This is a genomic window from Bacillus sp. JJ675, from assembly GCF_036963165.1.
GTDB classification, from domain to species: domain Bacteria; phylum Bacillota; class Bacilli; order Bacillales; family Bacillaceae; genus Bacillus; species Bacillus glycinifermentans.
This window is the reverse complement of the sequence record NZ_JBALMR010000021.1, coordinates 1-20,659: the sequence shown is the minus strand read 5'-3', so window position 1 is coordinate 20,659 and position 20,659 is coordinate 1. Positions and strand designations below refer to the sequence as shown.

The 20,659-nt window shown below is 47.2% G+C and carries 28 protein-coding genes and 1 pseudogene; 22 read left to right on the top strand and 7 right to left on the bottom strand.

Features of this window, described 5'->3' with window-relative positions; genetic code table 11:
* The first annotated feature begins 55 nt into the window (after nucleotides 1-55).
* The 3 genes from V7126_RS05995 (at nucleotide 56) to ypmT (ending at nucleotide 1,665) form a co-directional block, all read left to right on the top strand.
* A complete protein-coding gene (locus V7126_RS05995) occupies nucleotides 56-808 on the top strand; it encodes an SGNH/GDSL hydrolase family protein (protein WP_065894557.1) in 753 nt (250 codons plus the stop codon).
* Between the two features lie 10 nt (nucleotides 809-818).
* Nucleotides 819-1,382: a YpmS family protein gene (locus tag V7126_RS05990; protein WP_175075047.1), complete on the top strand. Its 564-nt coding sequence runs from the start codon at nucleotides 819-821 to the stop codon at nucleotides 1,380-1,382.
* Between the two features lie 91 nt (nucleotides 1,383-1,473).
* Complete coding sequence (ypmT, locus tag V7126_RS05985; RefSeq protein ID WP_046129599.1) at nucleotides 1,474-1,665, top strand: protein YpmT; 192 nt, start codon at nucleotides 1,474-1,476, stop codon at nucleotides 1,663-1,665.
* Nucleotides 1,666-1,691: 26 nt separating this feature from the next.
* Here ypmT and V7126_RS05980 read toward each other — a convergent pair whose 3' ends face one another.
* Complete coding sequence (locus V7126_RS05980; RefSeq protein WP_175075048.1) at nucleotides 1,692-2,375, bottom strand: DUF4397 domain-containing protein; 684 nt, start codon at nucleotides 2,373-2,375, stop codon at nucleotides 1,692-1,694.
* A gap of 91 nt (nucleotides 2,376-2,466) precedes the next feature.
* Between V7126_RS05980 and V7126_RS05975 the strand changes: the two are divergent.
* A pseudogene (locus V7126_RS05975) lies at nucleotides 2,467-3,806 on the top strand (MATE family efflux transporter).
* Nucleotides 3,807-3,834: 28 nt separating this feature from the next.
* Here V7126_RS05975 and V7126_RS05970 read toward each other — a convergent pair.
* Both V7126_RS05970 and V7126_RS05965 read right to left on the bottom strand, forming a co-directional pair.
* Entirely contained in the window at nucleotides 3,835-4,083 is a 249-nt protein-coding gene (locus V7126_RS05970; protein WP_046129597.1) for a hypothetical protein, read from the bottom strand.
* A gap of 65 nt (nucleotides 4,084-4,148) precedes the next feature.
* Nucleotides 4,149-4,580 (bottom strand): MarR family transcriptional regulator, encoded by a 432-nt coding sequence (locus V7126_RS05965; protein WP_046129596.1) that lies wholly within the window; start codon nucleotides 4,578-4,580, stop codon nucleotides 4,149-4,151.
* Between the two features lie 385 nt (nucleotides 4,581-4,965).
* Here V7126_RS05965 and msrA point away from each other — a divergent pair, with 385 nt between their 5' ends.
* The 13 genes from msrA (at nucleotide 4,966) to V7126_RS05900 (ending at nucleotide 15,297) form a co-directional block, all read left to right on the top strand.
* Complete coding sequence (gene msrA, locus V7126_RS05960) at nucleotides 4,966-5,514, top strand: peptide-methionine (S)-S-oxide reductase MsrA (RefSeq protein ID WP_046129595.1); 549 nt, start codon at nucleotides 4,966-4,968, stop codon at nucleotides 5,512-5,514.
* A complete protein-coding gene (msrB, locus tag V7126_RS05955) occupies nucleotides 5,501-5,962 on the top strand; it encodes a peptide-methionine (R)-S-oxide reductase MsrB (RefSeq protein WP_046129594.1) in 462 nt (153 codons plus the stop codon). The genes msrA and msrB overlap by 14 nt, the downstream gene beginning before the upstream one ends.
* A gap of 83 nt (nucleotides 5,963-6,045) precedes the next feature.
* A complete protein-coding gene (locus V7126_RS05950) occupies nucleotides 6,046-6,822 on the top strand; it encodes a GNAT family N-acetyltransferase (RefSeq protein WP_046129639.1) in 777 nt (258 codons plus the stop codon).
* 77 nt (nucleotides 6,823-6,899) lie between these two features.
* Nucleotides 6,900-7,034 carry a YjcZ family sporulation protein gene (locus tag V7126_RS05945; protein ID WP_046129593.1) on the top strand — a complete coding sequence of 45 codons (135 nt, stop codon included), beginning with the start codon at nucleotides 6,900-6,902 and terminating at the stop codon, nucleotides 7,032-7,034.
* 461 nt (nucleotides 7,035-7,495) lie between these two features.
* Nucleotides 7,496-8,854, top strand: coding sequence for an aspartate aminotransferase family protein (locus V7126_RS05940; RefSeq protein ID WP_335497230.1), 1,359 nt, complete (start codon nucleotides 7,496-7,498; stop codon nucleotides 8,852-8,854).
* Nucleotides 8,838-9,530: a CoA transferase subunit A gene (locus V7126_RS05935; protein WP_046129590.1), complete on the top strand. Its 693-nt coding sequence runs from the start codon at nucleotides 8,838-8,840 to the stop codon at nucleotides 9,528-9,530. Before V7126_RS05940 ends, V7126_RS05935 begins: the two co-directional genes overlap by 17 nt.
* Nucleotides 9,512-10,192, top strand: coding sequence for a 3-oxoacid CoA-transferase subunit B (locus tag V7126_RS05930; RefSeq protein ID WP_175075050.1), 681 nt, complete (start codon nucleotides 9,512-9,514; stop codon nucleotides 10,190-10,192). The genes V7126_RS05935 and V7126_RS05930 overlap by 19 nt, the downstream gene beginning before the upstream one ends.
* Entirely contained in the window at nucleotides 10,180-11,451 is a 1,272-nt protein-coding gene (locus V7126_RS05925) for a peptidase (protein ID WP_335497226.1), read from the top strand. Before V7126_RS05930 ends, V7126_RS05925 begins: the two co-directional genes overlap by 13 nt.
* A gap of 24 nt (nucleotides 11,452-11,475) precedes the next feature.
* Complete coding sequence (ablB, locus tag V7126_RS05920) at nucleotides 11,476-12,366, top strand: putative beta-lysine N-acetyltransferase (protein ID WP_335497223.1); 891 nt, start codon at nucleotides 11,476-11,478, stop codon at nucleotides 12,364-12,366.
* 69 nt (nucleotides 12,367-12,435) lie between these two features.
* Nucleotides 12,436-13,845, top strand: a complete 1,410-nt coding sequence (ablA, locus tag V7126_RS05915; RefSeq protein WP_335497220.1) for a lysine 2,3-aminomutase — start codon at nucleotides 12,436-12,438, stop codon at nucleotides 13,843-13,845.
* Nucleotides 13,842-14,123, top strand: coding sequence for a YokU family protein (locus tag V7126_RS05910; RefSeq protein ID WP_046129586.1), 282 nt, complete (start codon nucleotides 13,842-13,844; stop codon nucleotides 14,121-14,123). Before ablA ends, V7126_RS05910 begins: the two co-directional genes overlap by 4 nt.
* Nucleotides 14,124-14,232: 109 nt before the next feature.
* The gene (locus V7126_RS05905) at nucleotides 14,233-14,454 is read left to right on the top strand and encodes a YozE family protein (RefSeq protein WP_335497216.1); all 222 of its coding nucleotides are present in this window, start codon (nucleotides 14,233-14,235) and stop codon (nucleotides 14,452-14,454) included.
* 162 nt (nucleotides 14,455-14,616) lie between these two features.
* Nucleotides 14,617-15,297 carry a hypothetical protein gene (locus V7126_RS05900; protein WP_046129585.1) on the top strand — a complete coding sequence of 227 codons (681 nt, stop codon included), beginning with the start codon at nucleotides 14,617-14,619 and terminating at the stop codon, nucleotides 15,295-15,297.
* Here the strand turns inward: V7126_RS05900 and V7126_RS05895 are convergent.
* Complete coding sequence (locus tag V7126_RS05895; protein WP_046129584.1) at nucleotides 15,290-15,424, bottom strand: hypothetical protein; 135 nt, start codon at nucleotides 15,422-15,424, stop codon at nucleotides 15,290-15,292. The two genes, V7126_RS05900 and V7126_RS05895, sit on opposite strands and share 8 nt — an antisense overlap.
* A 123-nt stretch (nucleotides 15,425-15,547) precedes the next feature.
* On the opposite strand from V7126_RS05895, the gene V7126_RS05890 reads away from it, so the two are divergent.
* The 3 genes from V7126_RS05890 to V7126_RS05880 all read left to right on the top strand — a co-directional run bounded on the left by V7126_RS05890 (nucleotide 15,548) and on the right by V7126_RS05880 (nucleotide 16,811).
* A complete protein-coding gene (locus V7126_RS05890) occupies nucleotides 15,548-15,718 on the top strand; it encodes a YozD family protein (protein WP_082142419.1) in 171 nt (56 codons plus the stop codon).
* Between the two features lie 106 nt (nucleotides 15,719-15,824).
* Nucleotides 15,825-16,436: a phosphatase PAP2 family protein gene (locus V7126_RS05885; RefSeq protein ID WP_335497213.1), complete on the top strand. Its 612-nt coding sequence runs from the start codon at nucleotides 15,825-15,827 to the stop codon at nucleotides 16,434-16,436.
* 54 nt (nucleotides 16,437-16,490) lie between these two features.
* On the top strand, nucleotides 16,491-16,811 hold the full coding sequence (locus V7126_RS05880; protein WP_046129582.1) for a YodL domain-containing protein: 321 nt from the start codon (nucleotides 16,491-16,493) through the stop codon (nucleotides 16,809-16,811).
* A gap of 37 nt (nucleotides 16,812-16,848) precedes the next feature.
* On the opposite strand, the gene V7126_RS05875 is transcribed toward V7126_RS05880, so the two are convergent.
* Genes V7126_RS05875 through V7126_RS05865 form a run of 3 tightly spaced genes read right to left on the bottom strand, consistent with a single transcriptional unit; the run spans nucleotide 16,849 to nucleotide 18,918 of the window.
* Nucleotides 16,849-16,980 (bottom strand): hypothetical protein, encoded by a 132-nt coding sequence (locus tag V7126_RS05875; RefSeq protein ID WP_096891842.1) that lies wholly within the window; start codon nucleotides 16,978-16,980, stop codon nucleotides 16,849-16,851.
* Nucleotides 16,981-17,040: 60 nt separating this feature from the next.
* Nucleotides 17,041-17,898, bottom strand: coding sequence for a TIGR03943 family putative permease subunit (locus V7126_RS05870; RefSeq protein ID WP_335497210.1), 858 nt, complete (start codon nucleotides 17,896-17,898; stop codon nucleotides 17,041-17,043).
* Nucleotides 17,899-17,916: 18 nt separating this feature from the next.
* Nucleotides 17,917-18,918, bottom strand: coding sequence for a permease (locus tag V7126_RS05865; RefSeq protein WP_335497207.1), 1,002 nt, complete (start codon nucleotides 18,916-18,918; stop codon nucleotides 17,917-17,919).
* A gap of 198 nt (nucleotides 18,919-19,116) precedes the next feature.
* Here V7126_RS05865 and deoD point away from each other — a divergent pair, with 198 nt between their 5' ends.
* Together deoD and V7126_RS05855 are read left to right on the top strand one after the other, a co-directional pair.
* Nucleotides 19,117-19,815: a purine-nucleoside phosphorylase gene (deoD, locus tag V7126_RS05860; protein ID WP_046129579.1), complete on the top strand. Its 699-nt coding sequence runs from the start codon at nucleotides 19,117-19,119 to the stop codon at nucleotides 19,813-19,815.
* Between the two features lie 29 nt (nucleotides 19,816-19,844).
* The coding region (locus V7126_RS05855) for a M15 family metallopeptidase (RefSeq protein WP_335497205.1) at nucleotides 19,845-20,659 on the top strand (815 nt) is incomplete at its 3' end.

Sequence of the window (20,659 nt, the reverse complement as noted above, 5' to 3'; positions counted from 1 at the left end):
AACAAAACGTGTTACACTTTCTTTTAGGTGATAAAGAAGGAAGGGGCATCGCTATTTGAGCAAACGGTTTTTTCCAGTCATGATCGTTCTTGTCTGTCTGCTCTCAGCATGTACAATTGGCAATGCGGGAGCCGAAAAAACGGCGGTTACTCCTAAGCGGAACATCGTCATCGCCGCAGTAGGAGACTCTCTGACAAAGGGAGTTGGCGACCAGGAAGGAAAAGGTTATGTCGGAATGGTGGCCGAAAAACTGAAGAGCCGCAGCGATGTAAAATCGGTTACGGTCAAAAATTATGCGGTGAAAGGCTACCGGACTGATCAGCTGAAGAAAAAGCTGGAAGAACGACAGGTGCAGGAGGGGCTGAGGGACGCCGACTATATCTTGCTGACAATCGGCGGGAACGATCTGATGAAGGTGGTCCGCCAAAACTTTGCACATTTGACGCTTCAGCCGTTTAGAGTCGGGCAAAAGGCATTTGAAGAAAGGCTTGGGGACATTTTAACGGACATCAGAGAGCAAAACGGCAGTGCGGAGATCGTTTATGTCGGCATGTACAACCCGTTTACATTTACGCTTTCAGAACTGAGGGAAGTCGGTCAGGTTGTCGGCGAATGGAATGAAGGAGCGAAGGGGGAGCTCAAAAACATCCCCAATGCAAAAATGGCCGATATCGCTGACATCTTTGAAGAATACAGCGATGAAAAAAAGATTGCAGATGATGAGTTTCATCCCAATCATTACGGGTATTCACTAATAGCAGAGCGTGTTTACGATCAAATGACAAAAGAAGACTTTCCGCAAGAATAAGGTGAAAAACATGAAGAAATGGAAAAGTTTATTTTTAACGTTATTAGCAGTGAATATCATCATTTTGGCCGGCGTTTTGAATCTCCTGATCCTTCCCGGCGGCGAAAGGGAACAGGCCGGGCCTCCAGCGAGCGAGTATGAACTGAATGTGACCGCCACGAAGGAATCATTGTCGGCATTCATCAATTCGTATTTGCAAAAAGAAACATCGTCAGACCTTGACTACAAGGTTGAGATCGATGATGAAGTTCACGTCATCGGCGCCATCCGCGCCTTTTCATCGACGGTCGATTGCGCGGTGTCCTTCCGGCCGTCAGTCGAAAAAAGCGGGGATGTCGTTCTTCATGTAACAAAATTTTCTTTAGGAAGGCTGAACATCCCGATATCGTTTGTTTTAAACTACATGGATCAGTTTTATGATCTCCCGGATTTTGTCCATGTCCGCGCACATGCGAAAGAAATTCAAATCCGCTTATCGGAAATGCCGCTTAAAAACGGAATGTACGTAAAAGCGAAAACCATCGATTTGAAAAAAGACCAAATCGAATTTGTCTATTATCAGCCGGCATCATAACCGAAAGTTGACGAAACGTTTAAAATACAGGACAATATAAAATATTAATAGGTAAGGAAGAATTTTCTTTTTGAATAGTAGAGGTGACCGTATGGAGCGTATCAATAAATATTTCAGCTTATTGGCGTCATTATTTGGACTGTATTTTGCGGCGCTCGCAGCCCTCAGCTTTTTCGACGATGATATGGACAAAATGTATTTAAACATCGGCTATTGCGCCTTATTTTTGAGCATTATGGTATTTACGCTTGATGTGAAAAAACGAAAAAAAACGGACCGGTAAAAAAAGAGACATCACGTCTCTTTTTTTCAATCGGCACCGTCAGTATGTTTTTTCATTTCAAGAGACGGATATCCATTGACAAACCCGAGGCAATAGAAGGTGACCGGCTGGCCGTTTGAAAGCTCGGCCTTCGGAACATTCAGCAAGACGGTTTCTGTTCCTGCTGCACGTATTTCCAAGTCGGTTTTTTCAAAGGGACATGCGATATAGTGGCTTGCGTTTGCAAAGGACACGTTTGCAAAAAGAACGGGCCCCTTTCTGACGGCAAGATCAAGAGCCGGGGCGTCGGGGGAGAGATGAACGAACCTCATACTGCGTTTGCTATCTTGAATAGATACCCGGTCTGACATCGCGAAAGGAAACGGCTTTGACAGGGTGCCGGTAATGGCGATTGTATAATGGGTAGCCGGCATGATGTCATAATATACGGTAAGAAGCAGAGGGCGCAGTGCCCCTGCCTTTAAAACGTCGATTCGGCAGATGCCGGCGATAATCGGCACATAAGAGGACAGTTCTCTATAAGGTGCGTTTTGAAACAGCGGAAATCCGTTGACGAGCACGTTGATATCGTCCGTGCCGGGAGCGGCGTGAAGCAGCCTGAGCATCGCCTGGGCGTTGCCGGCCCGAAAAGCAGCGAGCGCCTGCTTCTCTGTATACGGAGCATAAAAGACCGACTCAGTCCGCCGGCCGTCATATATTGTGCTGTCCATCTGCACACGCCCCTTTCTAGTTTTTCTTTCATGATATGAGGTTTTCCCGGCATCTGCCACAGCCGGGGACAAAGCAAAAAAGGAGAAGGAAATGAATACGGATTTTACATACGGAAATGTTTTGACACAGCTGATTTTTTTCTCCGGGCCCATTATTCTCGCCAACCTTTTGCAGATTTCCTTCCAGTTCATCGACAGCTTGTGGGTCGGAAATTTGCTCGGCGCCAAAGCGCTTGGAGCGACGGCTGTCTCCGGAACGGTTTTCTTTACGGTCCTGTCGTTTGTATTGGGGATCAATAATGCTGCGCTTACGATTTTATCCCAGCAAAAAGGGAAGGGCGACAAAGAGGGACTTGCATCGTACGTCAATGCATTTATTGTGATCATGACGGTGATGAGCCTTTTGCTCGGCATAATCGGCTATATGTTTACAAATCCTTTGCTTTCCCTTCTGCAAACGCCGAATCAAATGATGGATTTAGCATCCGGCTATTTAAGAATTCATTTTATCGGAATTATATTTTTGTCGGCTACAATTTTATCAGCACCGTATTGAGGGCTGTCGGCGACAGTCAAACACCGCTCAAGTTTGTGCTGATTGCTGTTATGTTAAATCTCTTTTTGGATCCGCTGTTTATATCGGGGTTTGATTTGGGGATTTCAGGAGCGGCTTACGCCACCGTTCTTTCCCAGGGGATCGCGTTTATTTACGGCATCGTCCATACGGTGAAAAAAGGGCTCGTGCCTTTTACGCTTCCAAAGCTGCCTTCGCTTGAAGAGACTTCTGTTATTTTAAAGCTCGGGATTCCCGCCGGCTTGCAAATGGTCGTGATTTCAGGCGGTTCGATGGCGATTATGAGCGTTGTCAACTCATTTGGAGAAAGCGTTGTTTCCGGATTTGGAGCCGTCCAGAGAATTGACAGCCTTCTCATCCTGCCGGCGATGGCCATCGGAACGGCCGTCAACAGTATGGCCGGTCAGACGATCGGAGGCGGGGACATGGAGCGAACGAAGAAAATCGCAAACTATGGCGTTTTTTACGTGGTCATGTTCATGCTGTCGATCAGCGCCGCCGTTTTCTTCGCCGGATACCATGCGGTGAAGCTGTTCATTTCAGAGCCTGAGGCGGCCGGCTTTGGAGAACAATATTTGAAAACGATTGCCTTCTTTTATCCGTTTATCGGTATTAATTTTGTGTTAAACGGTGTGGTAAGGGCTTCTGGCGCGATGTTTCAGATTTTGGTGCTGAACGCGGTCTCCTTTTGGGTATTGCGTTTCCCGTTTTCATATATGTTTTCTGAATGGACCGGCGAAAACGGCATCGGCACGAGCTTTATGTTAAGCAGCCTGACCGCGTTTCTGTATTACCGCTATGGAAAATGGAAGCATCTCGTACTTTTCGGGAAAGAAAAAAGCACACCTTCTTCTTAGAGGGGTGTGCTTTATAAGTCGTTCGTTTTCAGCGTTTATCATATTCGGCGAGCTTGATAAACGTTTTTTCATCTTCGATTAACCCGCAGACGCCGCACTGTACTTTCATTACGGGGCCGTTGTATGGAAGATGAAAAAGGGAGCGTTCGTCCGTTGAATACGTTTCTAAAATTTCCCCTGTTGAAGGGTCAAGCTTGACGGAGATCGGCGACTGTTCAATCAAATTGAAGCGTGTCCGGTTCGTTTTGCAGTTTGGACATAGGTAGGGAGCTGCCATATGTGTGCACCTCTTTTTGATCTTAATGTGCTCATGAGCGTGCAGATATATGTAAGTTCACCGGTTTAGTGCTGTCCTTTTTTGTCAAGCTTGCTGAACAGTTCGATCAGCGTTTTCAGCTCATCATCGGTGTAGCAGCTGAATCGTTTAAAATAATATTCCGTTTTCTTTTCTTCGAAATATCTGATAATTTCTTTGCCGGCATCTGTCAGGTGGATTTTGATGATCCTTCTGTCTTCTTTTGAACGGACTCTCGTGATCCATCCTTTTTCGACCAATGCATCGGTTACCGCGGTAATATGGCTGGCGGAAACGCCCAAAATCGTTGCGAACTCCGTCACCTTTTTCGGCCCCTGCTCGCTCAGCAGGCGCAGGATCATAAATTCATTCCGAGACATCTCTTTTTCGAGCAGCTCATTTATTTCATCGCGCATTTGTTTAAATACTGTGCGAAGCAAGGCTTCCATATCGTACATCATTTGTTCTCTAGCTTTCAAATTTCGCCCCTCCATACAATTAGCAAATTTCCGCTTTCTTTAGAAAGGAATAACCGAATCAGCATGAATTTTCCTTTTCATGAACATGATATCACTATGATACCATAATTTTTGACTGATAAGTAAATGTTTAAGCAGATTTTTAGTTCATGTGACCGCCAATTGACAAAGGCAAAAGCGGCAACAGCGGGAGGATTGACCGTTTATGCAGTAAGCGAGTGATGGAAAAGACAAATAATTGTCACAAATCTCTCTGCAAGAGGAGAAAGTCGGATGCCTGGGGTTTTTTTAGAATAATGTATGAGCGTGAGCAGAAGAAGATGGAAAAGCAAAAGGCTATGATATAATAGTTCACATCACGTTTTATGATAAGGAGGCAGCGCATATGGCTGAAAAACGGGAACTCGCTACGTTTGCGGGAGGCTGTTTTTGGTGCATGGTCAAACCTTTTGACGAACAGCCCGGCATTATGAAAGTCGTCTCAGGCTATACGGGCGGTCATAAAGAAAACCCGACATATGAAGAGGTCTGCAGCGATACGACCGGACATCGAGAAGCGGTGCAGATCACGTTTGATCCCGATATCTTTCCATATGAAAAATTGCTTGAACTTTATTGGCAGCAGATCGATCCCACAGACAGCGGGGGACAGTTTGCGGATCGCGGCGAATCCTACCGGACGGCGATTTTTTATCATCATGACCGACAGCGGAAGCTCGCTCTGGAATCAAAGAAAAAACTAGAAGAAAGCGGCGTCTTCAAAGATCCGATCGCAACCGAGATTCTTGAAGCCGGCCCGTTTTATCCTGCTGAGGAATACCATCAGGATTACTATAAAAAACATCCTGAGCGCTATAAAAGGTACCGTGTTGGAAGCGGGCGAGAGGGATTTTTAAAAGAGCATTGGGGAGGCTTGGGACATGGGCGTCAATAATAAAGAAGAACGGCTGAAACAGCTCAATCGGATGCAGTACGAGGTGACGCAGAACAACGGGACAGAACCCCCTTTCCAAAACGAATATTGGGACCACCGGGAAGAGGGAATCTATGTTGATATCGTTTCCGGGAAGCCGCTGTTTTCCTCGCTCGACAAATTTGATGCCCACTGCGGCTGGCCGAGCTTTACGAAGCCGATTGATGAAGGTGAGATAGAGGAAAACCTTGATACGTCCCACGGCATGATCAGGACGGAAGTCAGAAGCAAGACCGCTGACTCGCATCTCGGTCACGTGTTTCCCGACGGCCCGGGTCCAAACGGTCTACGCTACTGTATCAATTCAGCCGCGCTCCGTTTTATTCCGAAGGGCGATCTTGAGAAGGATGGCTACGGAAAGTATGCCGGCTTATTTGAGAAAGGAAAAAAAGACTCTGAAAAGAATTGACATTCTCCCGTCAAAAGATGATCCTTTTTATGAAAGGGTCATTTTTTTATATCATTTATACGAACCGAAAAGAGGCTTCCGTCATGAAATCAATTGCACAAGCTGAAGAAAACTATTTACTGCTGACATGCAGCAAAAAAAGCGAAGCGTCTTATGACGTTTTTATAGATGATCAGATTCCGCAAATGTTTGCCAACCATTTTATACAGCTGCGGGACGATTTTCCGATGGAAGATTTATATTCGCTGCTCGTTCGCGTTCCGGGGATTTTAAAACGAAATTACATTCATGTGAAAAGTTCATTTGGCAAGAGTGTTCCGCTTTCTATGAAAAAAGCATTGTTTGATCTCGGGTATGTTCTTGATGAGGAGCTTTTTTACAGCATCGACCTGGCGGAATGGCAGGGGAATTCCGCGTCAGGCCGGATCAGATGGGGAACGGCAACATCGCTTCAGGACGGCTGTGATGTGATGCAGACCTATGATGCGCTGAGCGTGAATGAGACATTTGCCAAAGAGAAGCTGCGCCGCAAGTATCCATTTTATGAAAAAGGCATTATTCAGCTGTTTGTCTGCTACTCTGACGATGGGACGCCGATCGGCTGTGCGGAGCTTTACGCAGATTACCGGGAAAACGTGTCCAAAATCGAGGAAGTCGCCATTTTAGAGCCGTATCAGCGCAAAGGCTATGGAACAGAACTGCTCCATGAAATGCTTGCCGAATCGAAACGGTCAGGGCTGGAGCTGAGCTATCTGGTCACGTCTGGAAGCGATCAGGCGAAACGGTTTTATGAAAAGCTCGGATTTCGGAGAGAGCATCGTCTGACAACCATTTTTAAATATTTGTTTTCCTCGATGTAGGCAGAAGCACAAACCAATGGTGACTTGGCCCGCATAGGCTGGGGTGTAACGAATTTTTAGGAAAGGATGAATGTCCCGTGTATTACCCCCATCATTGCTGTGATTACGGCGGCTATGGATACGGCCATGGATTTTACGGAAGAAGCACGTTCGTATTAATCGTCGTACTCTTTATTTTGCTGATTATCGTCGGAGCTGCTTTTATCCACTAAAAAAATATAGAATCAAACCGGTTTATAACATCTTCACAAAACCTTCCATCCGTCGGGAGGTTTTTGTTTTGCAAAAATGAATCGTCAAATATCCCCTTAATATGTAACATCAACCTGCACAAGATATTGCTTTTATCCTGCGTTTTGGGCACCTGTTGTGAGTTTCACAACAGGAAGAATCATATTGAAGCATGATTTGGACGTAAAAGGAGGTCTTTCCGGAATGATGGTCTGGAACGTTTTTGTCTGCCGTTTCTTTTTTATCCCCATGTAGATTCCCGGCATCCGCTTCTCGCGGAAAGTTTCGGTTTCCGCAGGCGCCAGTGTGTCGCCTGTTTCTCGCATCCGAAATGCAGCCCGCATGTCTGTCTTCATTTACGCTTTCGAAAAAAGAATGCGGCCATTTCCCGTTTCATACAATGTAAAGAAAGTCCTGTTCCTTGGGAGGGGGGATATGCCGCATGTCATTTTTGATTAAACCGGATCTTCACGGAAGTTATCCGGTCGTTCACCATGCAAAAGGAAGCTATATTTATGACCAGTCGGGAAAACGATATCTCGATGGCTGCTCAGGTGCCGTTACCTGCAATCTCGGCCATGGCGCAGCAGAGGTTATCGCCCGGCTCAAAGAACAGCTTGATGCAGTTTCTTTTGTCTATCGTTCGCAGTTTACCAGCGAGCCGGCCGAACAGCTTGCCGAGCTATTGGCAGACGCGCTTCCGGGCGATTTGAATTGGTCTTTTTTTGTAAACAGCGGGTCTGAGGCGGTGGAAACCGCGATGAAGATTGCCGTTCAATATTGGCAAGAGAAAGGACAACACGATAAAACGGTGTTTCTTTCCAGGTGGAACAGCTATCACGGCATTACGAACGGAGCCCTTTCGCTGTCGGGATTCTATGAGCGACGTTACCGTTTTACCCATCTTCTTCACAGATACCCAGCCGCATCCGCACCGAACTGCTACAGATGTCCGTATGAGCTTGATTCTTCAGCTTGCGGTGCGGCATGCGCGAATGAAGTGGAGCTTTCGATCAAACGAATCGGCAAACGGTTTATCGCCGGCTTTGTAGCGGAGCCTGTGATCGGAGCGGCCGGTGCCGCGATTACGGCTCCCGGCGACTATTACAAAAAAATAAAGGACATTTGTGAAGCGAACGATATTCTGTTTATTGCGGATGAAGTGATGAGCGGCTTGGGAAGGACGGGAAGGATGCTTGCCATCGAACATTGGGGCGTCACACCGGACATCGCCGTTCTCGGCAAGGGAATGAGCGCAGGCTATTCTCCGATTGCTGCTGCCGTTATAACCGATGACATGATGGAGACGATCAAAAATGGATCAGGAGTCATCATGAGCGGACATACCTACAGCGCCAATCCTTTTTCAGCCGCTGCGGCACTTGCGGTTCTCCGCTATATCATCAAGAACGATCTCCCCCGAAAAGCCGCGGTAAAGGGTGATATGCTGAAGGAGAAATTAATAAGCGTTATGGAACAAACCGGTATCATCGGCGAAATCCGCGGCAAAGGGCTGCTCTTGGGCGTCGAGTTCGTCTCCGATCAAAAAAGCAAAAAGACGTTTCCCGACTCCTTATCGGTATCAGGGCGGATCATTGCGGAAGCGAAAAAGAGGGGACTCCTCCTGTACCCGGCGCAAGCCGGCATCGACGGAGGGGGAGGCGACGCCGTCATCGTCGCGCCGCCGCTTACGGTATCAGAAGCGGAGATGGAGGAGCTCGTTCACATATTCAGAGAGTCTGTCCATGAAGTTGAAAAACAAGTAGAAAAGGGGATACAGGCAGATGGCCCTTTTGAATAAACGGATGTCAATCGAGGATGCGGTAGCAGATGTAAAGGATGGATCGACCCTGATGTTTGGAGGGTTTGGCGGCGTCGGCTCACCGCCGTCGCTCATCAGGGCGATTTTGGAAAAAGGCGTAAAAAACTTAACCGTAATTTGTAACGATGCAGGATTTCCCGGGATCGGCATCGGACCTCTGATCGTCAACAACCGCGTCAAAACGCTGATCGCCTCCCATATCGGCTCCAACCCCGTCGCCGGCAAACAAATGACCGACGGCCTTCTCGAAGTCAAATTTTCGCCTCAGGGAACGCTGGCCGAACGGATCCGTGCGGGCGGCGTCGGACTTGGCGGCATTTTAACAGACGTCGGAATCGACAATGAGATGGTGCTGGAAGAAAAGAAAACCGTCTCCCTAAACGGCCGCACGCTCATCGCAGAAACAGCGCTGACTGCGGAAATTGCCTTTATTTACGGAAAAACGGCTGATGAATTCGGCAACCTCACCTATGACAAAACAGCCCGCAACATGAATCCGCTCATGGCGATGGCTGCAGACAAAACGTATGCAGAGGTTGAACAAATCGTCCCGGCAGGCGGACTGCATGAAGAGGAAATCGTGACACCCGGCATTTTCGTCGATGGGGTGGCCGAATCAAAGGGGGTGATGTGGAAATGGGTTTGGGAGCATTAGAGAGGGAAGAGATCGCTAGAAGAGCGGCTCAAGAAGTGAAAAACGGAATGATCGTCAACTTGGGAATCGGCATCCCGTCGCTCGTCCCGAACTTCCTGCGTCCGGGGATTTCCGTCATGATTCAATCCGAAAACGGTGTGCTCGGCATCGGAGAGACACCTGAAAAAGGGATGGAGGATGAGAATCTTTGCAATGCGGCGGGCTACCCGGTCACTGTCGTAAAAGGCGCCTCTTATTTTGACTCCGCCGTGTCGTTCGGAATGATCAGAAAGGGCTGTATTGATTTGACGATCCTTGGCTCCCTTCAGGTCAGCCAATCCGGAGATCTTGCCAACTGGATTGTGCCGGGAAAAAAAGTTCCGGGGATGGGAGGGGCGATGGAGCTTGCGCAAAAAGCAAAAAAAGTGATCGTCGTCATGAGCCATACGGATAAAAACGGGGAGCCCAAGCTTCTCGAAGCCTGCACCCTTCCGCTCACGGCGAAGGCTTGCGTTGACATGGTGATCACTGATAAAGCGGTATTTGCGATTGAAAACAATCACTTTGTATTGAAGGAACTGATGAATGAAGCGTCTCTTGATGACGTGCTGCGGCTGACGGATGGACGCGTCCAGACCGATCTGCCGTTTTCGCAGGGAGGAGGAATTGGATGGAGAACATAGAGAAAAAAGTGTGCGACTGGATTGATACGCATGAAATCAAAGCGGTTCGTCTGTTAAAAAAGCTCGTCGGGGAAAAAAGCACGATGGGGCAGGAATTTCACGCGCAAGCGGTCGTTTTGGAAAAACTGAGGCAGTTTGACGCCGAAATCGACGTCTGGGAACCGAGCATTAAGCAGTTGCGCCAGCATCCGCTTTTTAAGTCCGACAGAACGAGCTTTAAAGAAAGCCCGAACATCGCGGCCAGAAAACGGGGCACAGGAGGCGGAAAATCTCTCATTTTAAACGGCCACATCGATGTTGTGCCTGAAGGAAGCAAGAAGGATTGGGATACCGAGCCGTTTCAGCCTGTTGTCAAACAAGGAAGGATCTACGGCAGAGGAACAACAGATATGAAAGGGGGGACCACCGCTCTGTTAATGGCGATGGAAGCACTCGAAAAGTGCGGCATCAGGCTGAAGGGAGACCTCATCTTCCAAAGCGTCGTTGACGAAGAATGCGGAGGAGCGGGAACGCTGGCCGCCGTCACGAGGGGCTATCGCGCGGACGGTGCGCTGATTCCGGAGCCGACGAACATGAAATTGTTTATCAAACAGCAGGGATCGATGTGGTTCAGAATCGCGGTAAAGGGGCTTTCAGCACACGGAGGTACAAGGTATGAAGGGGTCAGCGCAATCGAAAAGAGCATGATTGTCATCGAATCCATCCGCCAGCTTGAAAAGGTGAGGAATAAAAGAATAACAGATCCATTATATGAAAATATTCCGATTCCGGTTCCGATCAACATCGGAACGATCAAAGGAGGCACATGGCCTTCATCGGTAGCCGACACCGTAATGATAGAGGGAAGGTGCGGCATCGCCCCGAACGAATCCCCCGAAGATGTTCAATCTGAACTGGAGAGCTGGCTGAAGGATCTGGAATATCAAGACGAATGGTTTAAACATTATCCGGCCGAACTTGAATGGTTTGGCGCAATGTGGCTTCCAAACGATTTGACCGAGGATGACGAACTGGCCAAGACGCTCAAATCAGCCTATGAAACAATCACCGGCGAACAGCCCGTCGTCGAAGCGTCCCCATGGGCGACAGACGGCGGCATATTGTCGCATGCGGGGAACACCCCCGTCATCGTATTCGGCCCCGGTGAAACGAAACTGGCTCACCAAGCCAATGAATATATCGAAAAAGGCGCCCTTATCAAAGCGGCGAAGATTATCAGTCTTTTTATTATGAAGTGGTGCGGCATCGAAAGAATATAGACCGGCTGTTTCGGAGGGAAAAGCATGATCAAAAAATGGGAAAATGAAACCTGCCGGCTTGAGCTTGATCTCGATCTTTTCAATAAAAGAATCAGAATCATCAATTATGAGGGGGATGTCTGTTCTTTTTTCCTCGATATGATGGAGACGGCAACAGAACATGATATTGAGAAAATCATCATTTTTGCGAAAAAAAACGACACGGCCGGTTTGCTGGAGCATTTGTTTGAGCCGGAAGGACAGATTGACGGATATTATAACGGCCATGATGCAGCCGTGCTTGTCCAATATTTGAATCAAAACAGGCGAAACACAGCCGATTGGCTCGCTCAGGATGATATGCTCAGGAAGCTGTTTCTTTCCCCGGCTCCGCAGGAAAAAGAGCAGACGCCGTTTTTCATCCGGCCTGCCGAAAGCGGCGATGCACCCCTTTTGGCAAAGCTTTATCAAGACGTATTCCCCGTCTATCCGGCGCCGGTTACAGACCCTGCATATGTCAAAAAGACGATGGCGCAAGGAGCCGTATACTACCTCGCCTTTGATCAGACGAAGCTTGTCGCAGCGGCCTGTGCTGACGTCAACCAAACGCTCAGGAATGCGGAAATGACTGACTGTGCCGTTCTTCCTTCACACCGCGGTTTTTCTTTGACAAAGCGCCTGATTACAGCGCTTGAAGCCGAATTGAAGCAGGCGGGCGTCTTTTATGTTTTTTCGATTGCAAGAGCCGCTTCTTTGGGTATGAACGCCACGCTTTGCCATTTATCCTACCGATACAGAGGCCGGCTGGCGAACAATTGCTTCATTTATAAAAGCTTGGAGAACATGAACATCTGGTGCAAAAATTTAAGCCGTCCGCCTGAAATGACAAATCCGGGCGGAAAGCTCAGATTCGGCCGGGATTGTTTTTCAAAATGAAGAGTCACTTTCCCTGCCGCTCACATAACTTGGAAAGTAAAAGGGAAAATGCTGATAGGGGGATGAAAGATGACAAACGGTCTGTTCAAGCCGAAAAGGCACTGGAAGGAGATTGAACTTTGGAAGGATGTGCCGGAGGAAAAGTGGAATGATTGGATATGGCAGCTGACAAATACGGTCAGAACCCTCGACAATTTAAAAAAAGTCGTCAACCTGACAAAAGAAGAAGAGGAGGGGGTGCGGCTGTCCACGAAAACGATTCCCTTAAACATTACGCCTTATTACGCCTCGCTCATGAATCCGGATGACCCCCGCTGTCCGATCAGGATGCAGTCCGTTCCGCTTTCCGAAGAAATGCATAAAACAAAATATGACCTTGAAGATCCCCTTGAGGAGGACGAAGATTCGCCAGTCCCCGGTTTAACCCACCGCTACCCCGACCGTGTCCTGTTTCTCGTCACAAATCAATGCTCGATGTATTGCAGATACTGTACAAGGCGGCGGTTTTCGGGCCAAATCGGAATGGGCGTGCCAAAAAAGCAGCTTGACCAGGCGATCGGATATATCCGCGACACGCCTGAAGTCAGGGACGTTCTCATTTCAGGCGGCGACGGACTGCTGATCAACGATCAGATTCTGGAATACATTTTGAAAAACCTTCGCGCCATACCGCACGTTGAAATTATCCGGATCGGGACGCGGGCGCCTGTCGTGTTTCCCCAGCGGATAACCGACAAGCTATGCGACATTTTAAAAAAGTATCATCCCGTGTGGCTGAATACGCATTTTAATACCAGCATCGAAATTACGGAGGAAGCAAAGGAAGCATGCGAAAAGCTTGTCAATTCCGGCGTGCCGGTCGGCAACCAGGCCGTTATTTTGGCGGGCATAAATGACAGCGTTTCCATTATGAAAAAACTGATGCATGATCTGGTGAAAATCAGGGTCCGTCCGTATTATATTTATCAGTGCGATTTGTCTGAAGGAATCGGCCACTTCAGGGCGCCGGTCTCAAAAGGGCTTGAGATCATCGAAGGCCTGCGGGGACACACGAGCGGCTACGCCGTTCCAACCTTTGTGATTGATGCACCCGGCGGGGGCGGAAAGATCTCCATCCAGCCGAACTACCTCATTTCGCAAAGCCCTGATAAAGTGGTGCTCCGCAATTTTGAAGGGGTCATTACTTCATATCCGGAGCCTGAAAACTATGTGCCGGGAAGAGCGGACGAATATTTCGGCGAAATTTATCCTGAAGTGCTGAAGGAAAAAGAACGCATCGGAATTTCCGCCATATTTGAGGATCGCACCCTTTCCTATACACCTGAAGGATTGAACCGTTTAAAAAGAAGGGAAAGCTATGCGGAAAGGCCTGACCACGAAACATTGAAAAGCCGCAGAGCGAAACGGGACGAATTAAAAGAAAAGAAATTTCTCGCCCAGCAAAAGAAAGAAGCGGAAGCTGAGGGGCATGCCCAATGAAGCGCTGCGACTGGTGCGGCGAACCGAAGGCCGAACATGGTCAAACGACCGTTTACTGGGAACTTCCTGACGGAACTAAAGCGGTTGAAATTACGGAGACGCCCGCGGTCAAATGCCAAAGCTGCGGGATGGTGTATCAGGAAGATGATATTATAAAAGATATCGAAAACCAGCTGTTTCTCATCGATACAAAAACTTTGCCTTCAACGGTGTCGTTTGAAGGGCTTATGAAAACCGAGCGCATTTTAAAGCGGAACTACTTTGATTTTTCTTCGTAAAGCCGGCTTTCTGAGCCGGTTTTTACATATCGGAGAACGGTTTATCGTTTGTATTTTTTCATTTGAGCTGTATAATAGAACAACAACAGAAGAGACAGGAGGGGAAACCGTGAAATCTTTTTACCATTATTTAATGAAATACCGCCATCCAAAGCCGAAAGACGATATCAGCGATTTCGCCAATCACGCCTACCTTGATCACGGGTTTCCCAAGACATCAAATCGGTACGATGAAATCAGTTCGTATCTTGAGCTCAATGCGGATTATTTATCATCAATGACGATCTTTGATGAAGCTTGGGAAAAATATATAACGGAAACAAAGCAATAAAAATGCCGCAGACAAGAGTCATGCGGCATTTTTGTCGTTTCAGGCCGCCGCGAGGGCTTTTTGGAAAACTCGTCGCCGCTCTGTATCCCTGCCCATGCGAATTGACAGCCTGGCGCATACGATAAGCGTAAGACGGAAGCTTTCAGGCAGGGGGGAATCAGCATGAAGTCAAACGCGCCTAAATATAAAATCGGGGATGTTGTAGTGGTGGTTATGTACGGTACCGTCGGCACGATTACAAAGGTTCATAAAATCGACAAACACTTTCTGTATGAAGTTAATCATAATGAAGTTCTTTATTTTGAGACTTCTTTACAGCTTTATAAAGACTACGACGGAGTCATCGTCGAGACGGAAAAGCTTGATATCGAATATGAATTTTTAATCGGGGATGTCGTGTATGTGAAAAACTACGGCAAAGAATTGTTTAAGATCACCGGCCACAGAACCGAAATATGGAGATATGTAGAGGACGGCTGGGAAGACATTATATATGAACTGATCCGTCTGAAAGACGGCGAATGGCTTGAGACGGAGGAAGAGGATTTGACCCTTGTTCTCAGAACATACGAAATGGATCAGTTTGTTCATCAGCTTCTTTTTGTCCATTATGTGGGGGAAGTGGGACAGGAACTCGATGAACCGCTGACAGAAAAGGTGTTCCTGCCTTTTGCGGGCGATAGCGAGGAGCAGGAAAAAGAGCGGAAAATAGCCTCTGTTGTAGTGGATGAGCTGCTCGATATCTACAACGACTATAAAGTATTGTATGAAATGTTTCAGGATGAGGAATATAAAGATATGATGGATTTTGTGTTGGGAAGCCTGAAGGAATATTTCAGCTAAAAAACACCAAAAATAAAAAATAAGGAAAACAGCCGAACAAAATCAATCCGGACATTACGCGCAAGACTTTCCCCAGGATTTGATCAAAATGCTCTCCGTCAAGCGCTTCAACGGCTTTCCGTATCATTTTTCTTTCCCCCTCTTGGCTTTGTTTTTGTTACAACATGTATATGACAGGGGACAAACATTATGACAAACCGGTTATAAAACCGGAAGACAGCTCATACATCAGAATAAGGAGGCGATCAAAGTGAAAGAAATTGAGCTTATGATAGATACAGAAGAAATCGCTGATTTTTTTTATCTTGAGCTGACGAGAAGAGGCTACATACCGAGCGAGGACGAACTGTTCGAAATTGCCGATATCACTTTTGATTATTTGCTTGAAAAATGCATGATAGATGAGTATATAGAGGATTAAGACGAAAAGACCGCAGCCTCGCAGGCTGCGGTCTTTCTTTGTTGCCCGCTGACCAAGGCCCGATGTACAATGTTAACAAAATGGTCAAGGAGGCAGCAGCTGTTTTATGTACAAAGCAATCATCTCGGCTGTTCTATTTATCATAGCGGCCGTCATCATCCGCTTTCCTGCCGTTCAATCAGTCGATGTCAACATTCTTCAGGCTGTCGAAAGCATCAGGCAGCCGTTTCTTACACAGCTGTTCAACATGGTGACCCATTTGGGATCAGGCAAGATCATCCTGCCCCTGCTTTTGCTTTTGACGGCCATTCTTGCCGTTTATAAGAAAGCGGGGGCTTCATTGTATGTGTATCTTTTATTTTTTGCGGAAAGAATGGCCAATGAAGGCTTGAAAGATTGGATTTCAAGAGAGCGCCCGTCACTCAGCCCGCTGATTTCCGAGACATCCTTCAGCTTTCCGAGCGGTCATTCAATGAATGCAGCGGCCATGTATCCATTCATCGCCTATCTCCTGTTGACGCATGTGCCGTTTTTCAAAAAGCGACGGACGTCTGTCATGGTGTGGACAGGGGTGCTGATCGCACTGGTCGGATTCAGCCGCATGTATCTCGGCGTCCACTATACAACCGATGTAATAGGCGGGGTTTCCCTCGGTTTTGCGCTGTTTGTCATCTTCGGGAAAATTGCCGAAAACTTCCCGCTCGTTCGACAAAAGTAGTCAAAGGGATCGAAAAGCGAAACGCCAATATAATAAAAAAAGGGAGGGATCGTGTTGCCGTTAAATTTCCAACTGTTTAAAAAGAAGCTGACAGCTTACGATGTGACGATTTTTCAGACACCCCGCTTTGGTGAAGAGAAGGGATATGAGATGGTGTACAGGACTGAAATAAACGGCAGAACCCATGAGGATGTATTGGAGCGTACGTTTTCGACCTTTAATGTATATGACACGGTGCCGAACGATTATAAGGCAAGGTTTCTCGCAACGGGCGATATCGTTTTAATTGATGAGGGAAGAAAGGGAAAAACCTATTATAAACTGCTGCCAACGGGTTGGAGCAAAATCAACCGCATTCTGCTGCAATCATCCTGAAAAAGCAAAAACTGCGGAAGCGTTAACCGCAGTTTTTTTACGTAGTATTTTTTCGCTTTCTGGCGCTGAAGTCTTTTTCGTGCGCTTCCTCCGCTGCAATCACATCCTTGGTCGGGATGTGGTTGTTTTTTTTCTGGCCGGTTACTCTGTTGCGCTGTTTTTTGCCCATTGCTCGATTACCTCCTTCCTAACCAATAGGATGACTAAACAGCGCCGGTTTTATCCCGGGTTATTCTGTCATCTGAATTGTCGCGGGATATACGTACGGATGTGCCGGTTCTTTTATGGCGGTCTGTGTTTGAACCTTGATGACCGGGACGGTGCTTCCTTTAAACGAAGCCTTGCCGATCGTTCCTTTTATTTCAAGCCATGTATCCGGTGCTGCAAGATGCGCTCCGTCCCATTCGGCAAGAAAGCCGATCAGGCTTGCATCAGCGATACAGTGGGTAATCAGAAAGCGGGATAAGACGATCTGCTGTTTTTTCAAGGAGCCTTCTTTATGGACAAAGCCTTGGATGATGATCTCTTTTCCCTCGTAATCATCAAGGTTTTCACTGATGTCGCCGTAATATTCGGCGAACATATCGCCTTTCATCACAAGCGGATTCGAGTGCTTGAACCTGGTCATTTTCCGGTCATATGCCGTTTGTGAAATGGCGGATTCCTCCAGGCCTTTTTCGATTCCGGGCGTTGTCACATGCCCGCTGTTTGAGGCATCTGTTTTGGCGAGCATCGTTCCTTTATTTGCTGCGACAGATGAGTTCAAAACTGCAGGAGCAAACGCAAAACCGGTGATGAGCGGCAGGGAAATCACTCCGAAGTGAACCATTTTGACCAAAAAAGGCTTCGATCTGCCGTGGTCATGCCCGCATGAGGACAGCCCGCACTTTTCCTTGTGAACCGTCCAAACCCGTGTCAGTTGAAAGAGAAACAGCAAAGTAAATACACCGGCTGCAATCAGGCTCATATATTCGTATTTCGGATTGATGAACCTTCTGATCTCTCCTGTATGATGGATTTTAAAAATATATCCTGAAAAGGCCGCCAAAATGACGGCGCGCAAAAATTGCTGCGCTTGAAAAACCATGTCAAACCCCCCCTTTTTCTATAAAAAGACAGCGATCTTCACACAAATATAGACAATCAGGGTGATCAGCGCCGCTAAGCACAATACAAATTTTGGTTTAAATACGCTGAGCATCATGATCGTGTTTTTTAAATCAAGCATCGGTCCGTATACCAAAAACCCGAGGATGGCCGTTTCGGGGAACAGGCTCCTGAAAGATGCGCCGATAAAGGCGTCAGCTTCCGAACAGAGAGACAAAAAGTATGCCAGCGCCATCATGATGAGGCTCGCATCAAGCACCCCGCCTCCGTGTATGAACAGCGATTTTAAAGGCAGATACGTTTGAACGAGAGCGGCGACTAGAGCACCGGCAACCAAATATCTGCCCATATCAAAAAATTCGTCAATCGCATGTGTCAGCACATGATAAAGCCGTTCCAAAAAAGGAGAGGGATGAAGGGCATGTTCATGATCATCTTTGCTGCTTTTCTCCTTTAACTGGCTGGATCGAAATATCAGACTGATGACAAGAGCGATCAAGACCGCAGCGGCGAAACCGGCGGCAACTCTTAAGACCGCCATTCGTACATCATTGCCAAACGCCATATAGGTCGATAAAATAACGATCGGATTGATCAGCGGCCCTGTCAACAGAAAGCCGACCCCGGCATAAATCGGTACGCCTTTGGCGACAAGCCTCCGGACGATCGGTACGATGCCGCATTCACAAGCCGGAAAGCACGCCCCTAACAAACAGCTGACAAAGACGGCTGAAAACCTGTTTTTCGGCATAAGGGCGCGTAGGTGGTCTTCCGTTACAAAAATCTGAATAAAGCCGGCAATGAATACCCCGATTAAAACAAAAGGAAGCGCCTCAATTAAAACGCTGATAAAGATCGTGTTCAGCTGCACGATGGACGAAGGCACTTCAAAAGGAAGGTTCTCCGCCAGCGATTCTCCGATTGCCGCAAGACATACGAATACCCCGATTGCCAGTATCCCGGTAAAATCGATGATATAACCGTTGATTGTACGAAACATGGTTTTCCCCACCCTTTAATTTAATCGGAATGATTCTTGTTTAAGATATGCTTGTCTTTTTTAAACATGACAGTTATTGGAGAGAGCATGACACATGCCTTTATTTTCTTTTTCCGTTGTATTGGTTTATAATACATAATGCGAGCAGATGCTCCACCATAAGTTATCAGTCAGCTTTAAAAGGCAGGAGGAATAATCATGAGCGTACATATTGGCGCGGAAAAAGGGCAAATCGCGGAAACGGTGCTGCTGCCCGGAGATCCGCTTCGTGCAAAATACATTGCAGATACATACTTAGAGAATGTCGAGTGCTACAATGAAGTGCGCGGCATGTACGGCTTTACGGGAACTTATAAAGGAAAGCGCGTTTCCGTACAGGGAACGGGCATGGGTGTTCCGTCCATCTCGATTTATGTAAATGAATTGATCAACAGCTATGATGTGAAAAACTTAATTCGCGTCGGATCATGCGGCGCAATCAGAAAAGATGTCAATGTAAGAGACGTGATCCTTGCGATGACTTCTTCCACTGATTCGCAAATCAACAGGGTGGCGTTCGGACAAATCGACTTTGCTCCGTGCGCTGATTTCGGACTTTTAAAAGCGGCCTATGATGCTGCGACAAAACGGAACATTCCGGTGACGGCGGGAAGCGTTTTTACGGCTGATCAATTTTATAATGAGGACAGCCAAATCGAAAAGCTTGCCAGACACGGGGTGCTGGCGGTCGAAATGGAAACGACGGCGCTTTACACATTGGCGGCAAAATTCGGCCGGAAAGCCCTGTCGATTTTAACGGTCAGCGACCATGTCATTACAGGAGAAGAAACGACGGCTGAAGAAAGGCAGACGACATTTAATGACATGATTCTGCTTGCATTGGACACCGCCTTATAATTTTCAGCGAGAAAAAGGAAGGATATGAAATGAACAGAAAGTACAAATACGCATCGATTGCATCTCTATTAAGCGCAGCGGTTTTGCTGGGCACAGGATGCTCGATGACAGAACAGAAGCAGCCGGATACAACGAATACGAAAAACGTATCTAACGTGAACAAAGAGCAAAAGACGGACAGCCCGAAAAGCGATCTCAGCGATCAGGAATTTGTGCTTGAAAGCAAATATTTCAATCAACTCAAAGAAGTCAACGGTCTGCCGACCATTCAAAATCCGGAAAACATACTGGCGCTTGTCAATAAAGAATACGCGCTCCCGGGAGATTACAAACCTGCGGATTTAACGGTGCCGAACGTTCAGTTCTCCTTTAAGGAGGATATCGAAAAACGCTATATTAGGAAAGAAGCGGCAGATGCGCTGGAAGATTTGTTTAACGCTGCAAAAAAACAAGGCTATGAGCTTGCGGCCGTTTCCGGATACAGGTCATACGACAGACAAAAAACGATCTATGACAACGAAGTGAGCTTAAAGGGCGAGAAGAAGGCGAAAGAAGCCGTGGCGTATCCGGGAGAGAGCGAACACCAAACCGGGCTTGCGATGGATATTTCCTCAAAGAGCATGGGCTATGCCCTCTCTCAAGATTTCATCAACACAAAAGACGGCAAATGGGTGGATGAAAACGCCTATAAATACGGTTATATCATCCGTTATCCTAAAGGGAAGGAAAGCATCACGAAATATGAATATGAACCTTGGCATCTCCGCTATGTCGGCAAAAAGGCTGCCAAAGTCATAAAAGAGCATAATCTGACGCTTGAAGAGTACTTTAAAAAAGTGAAGAA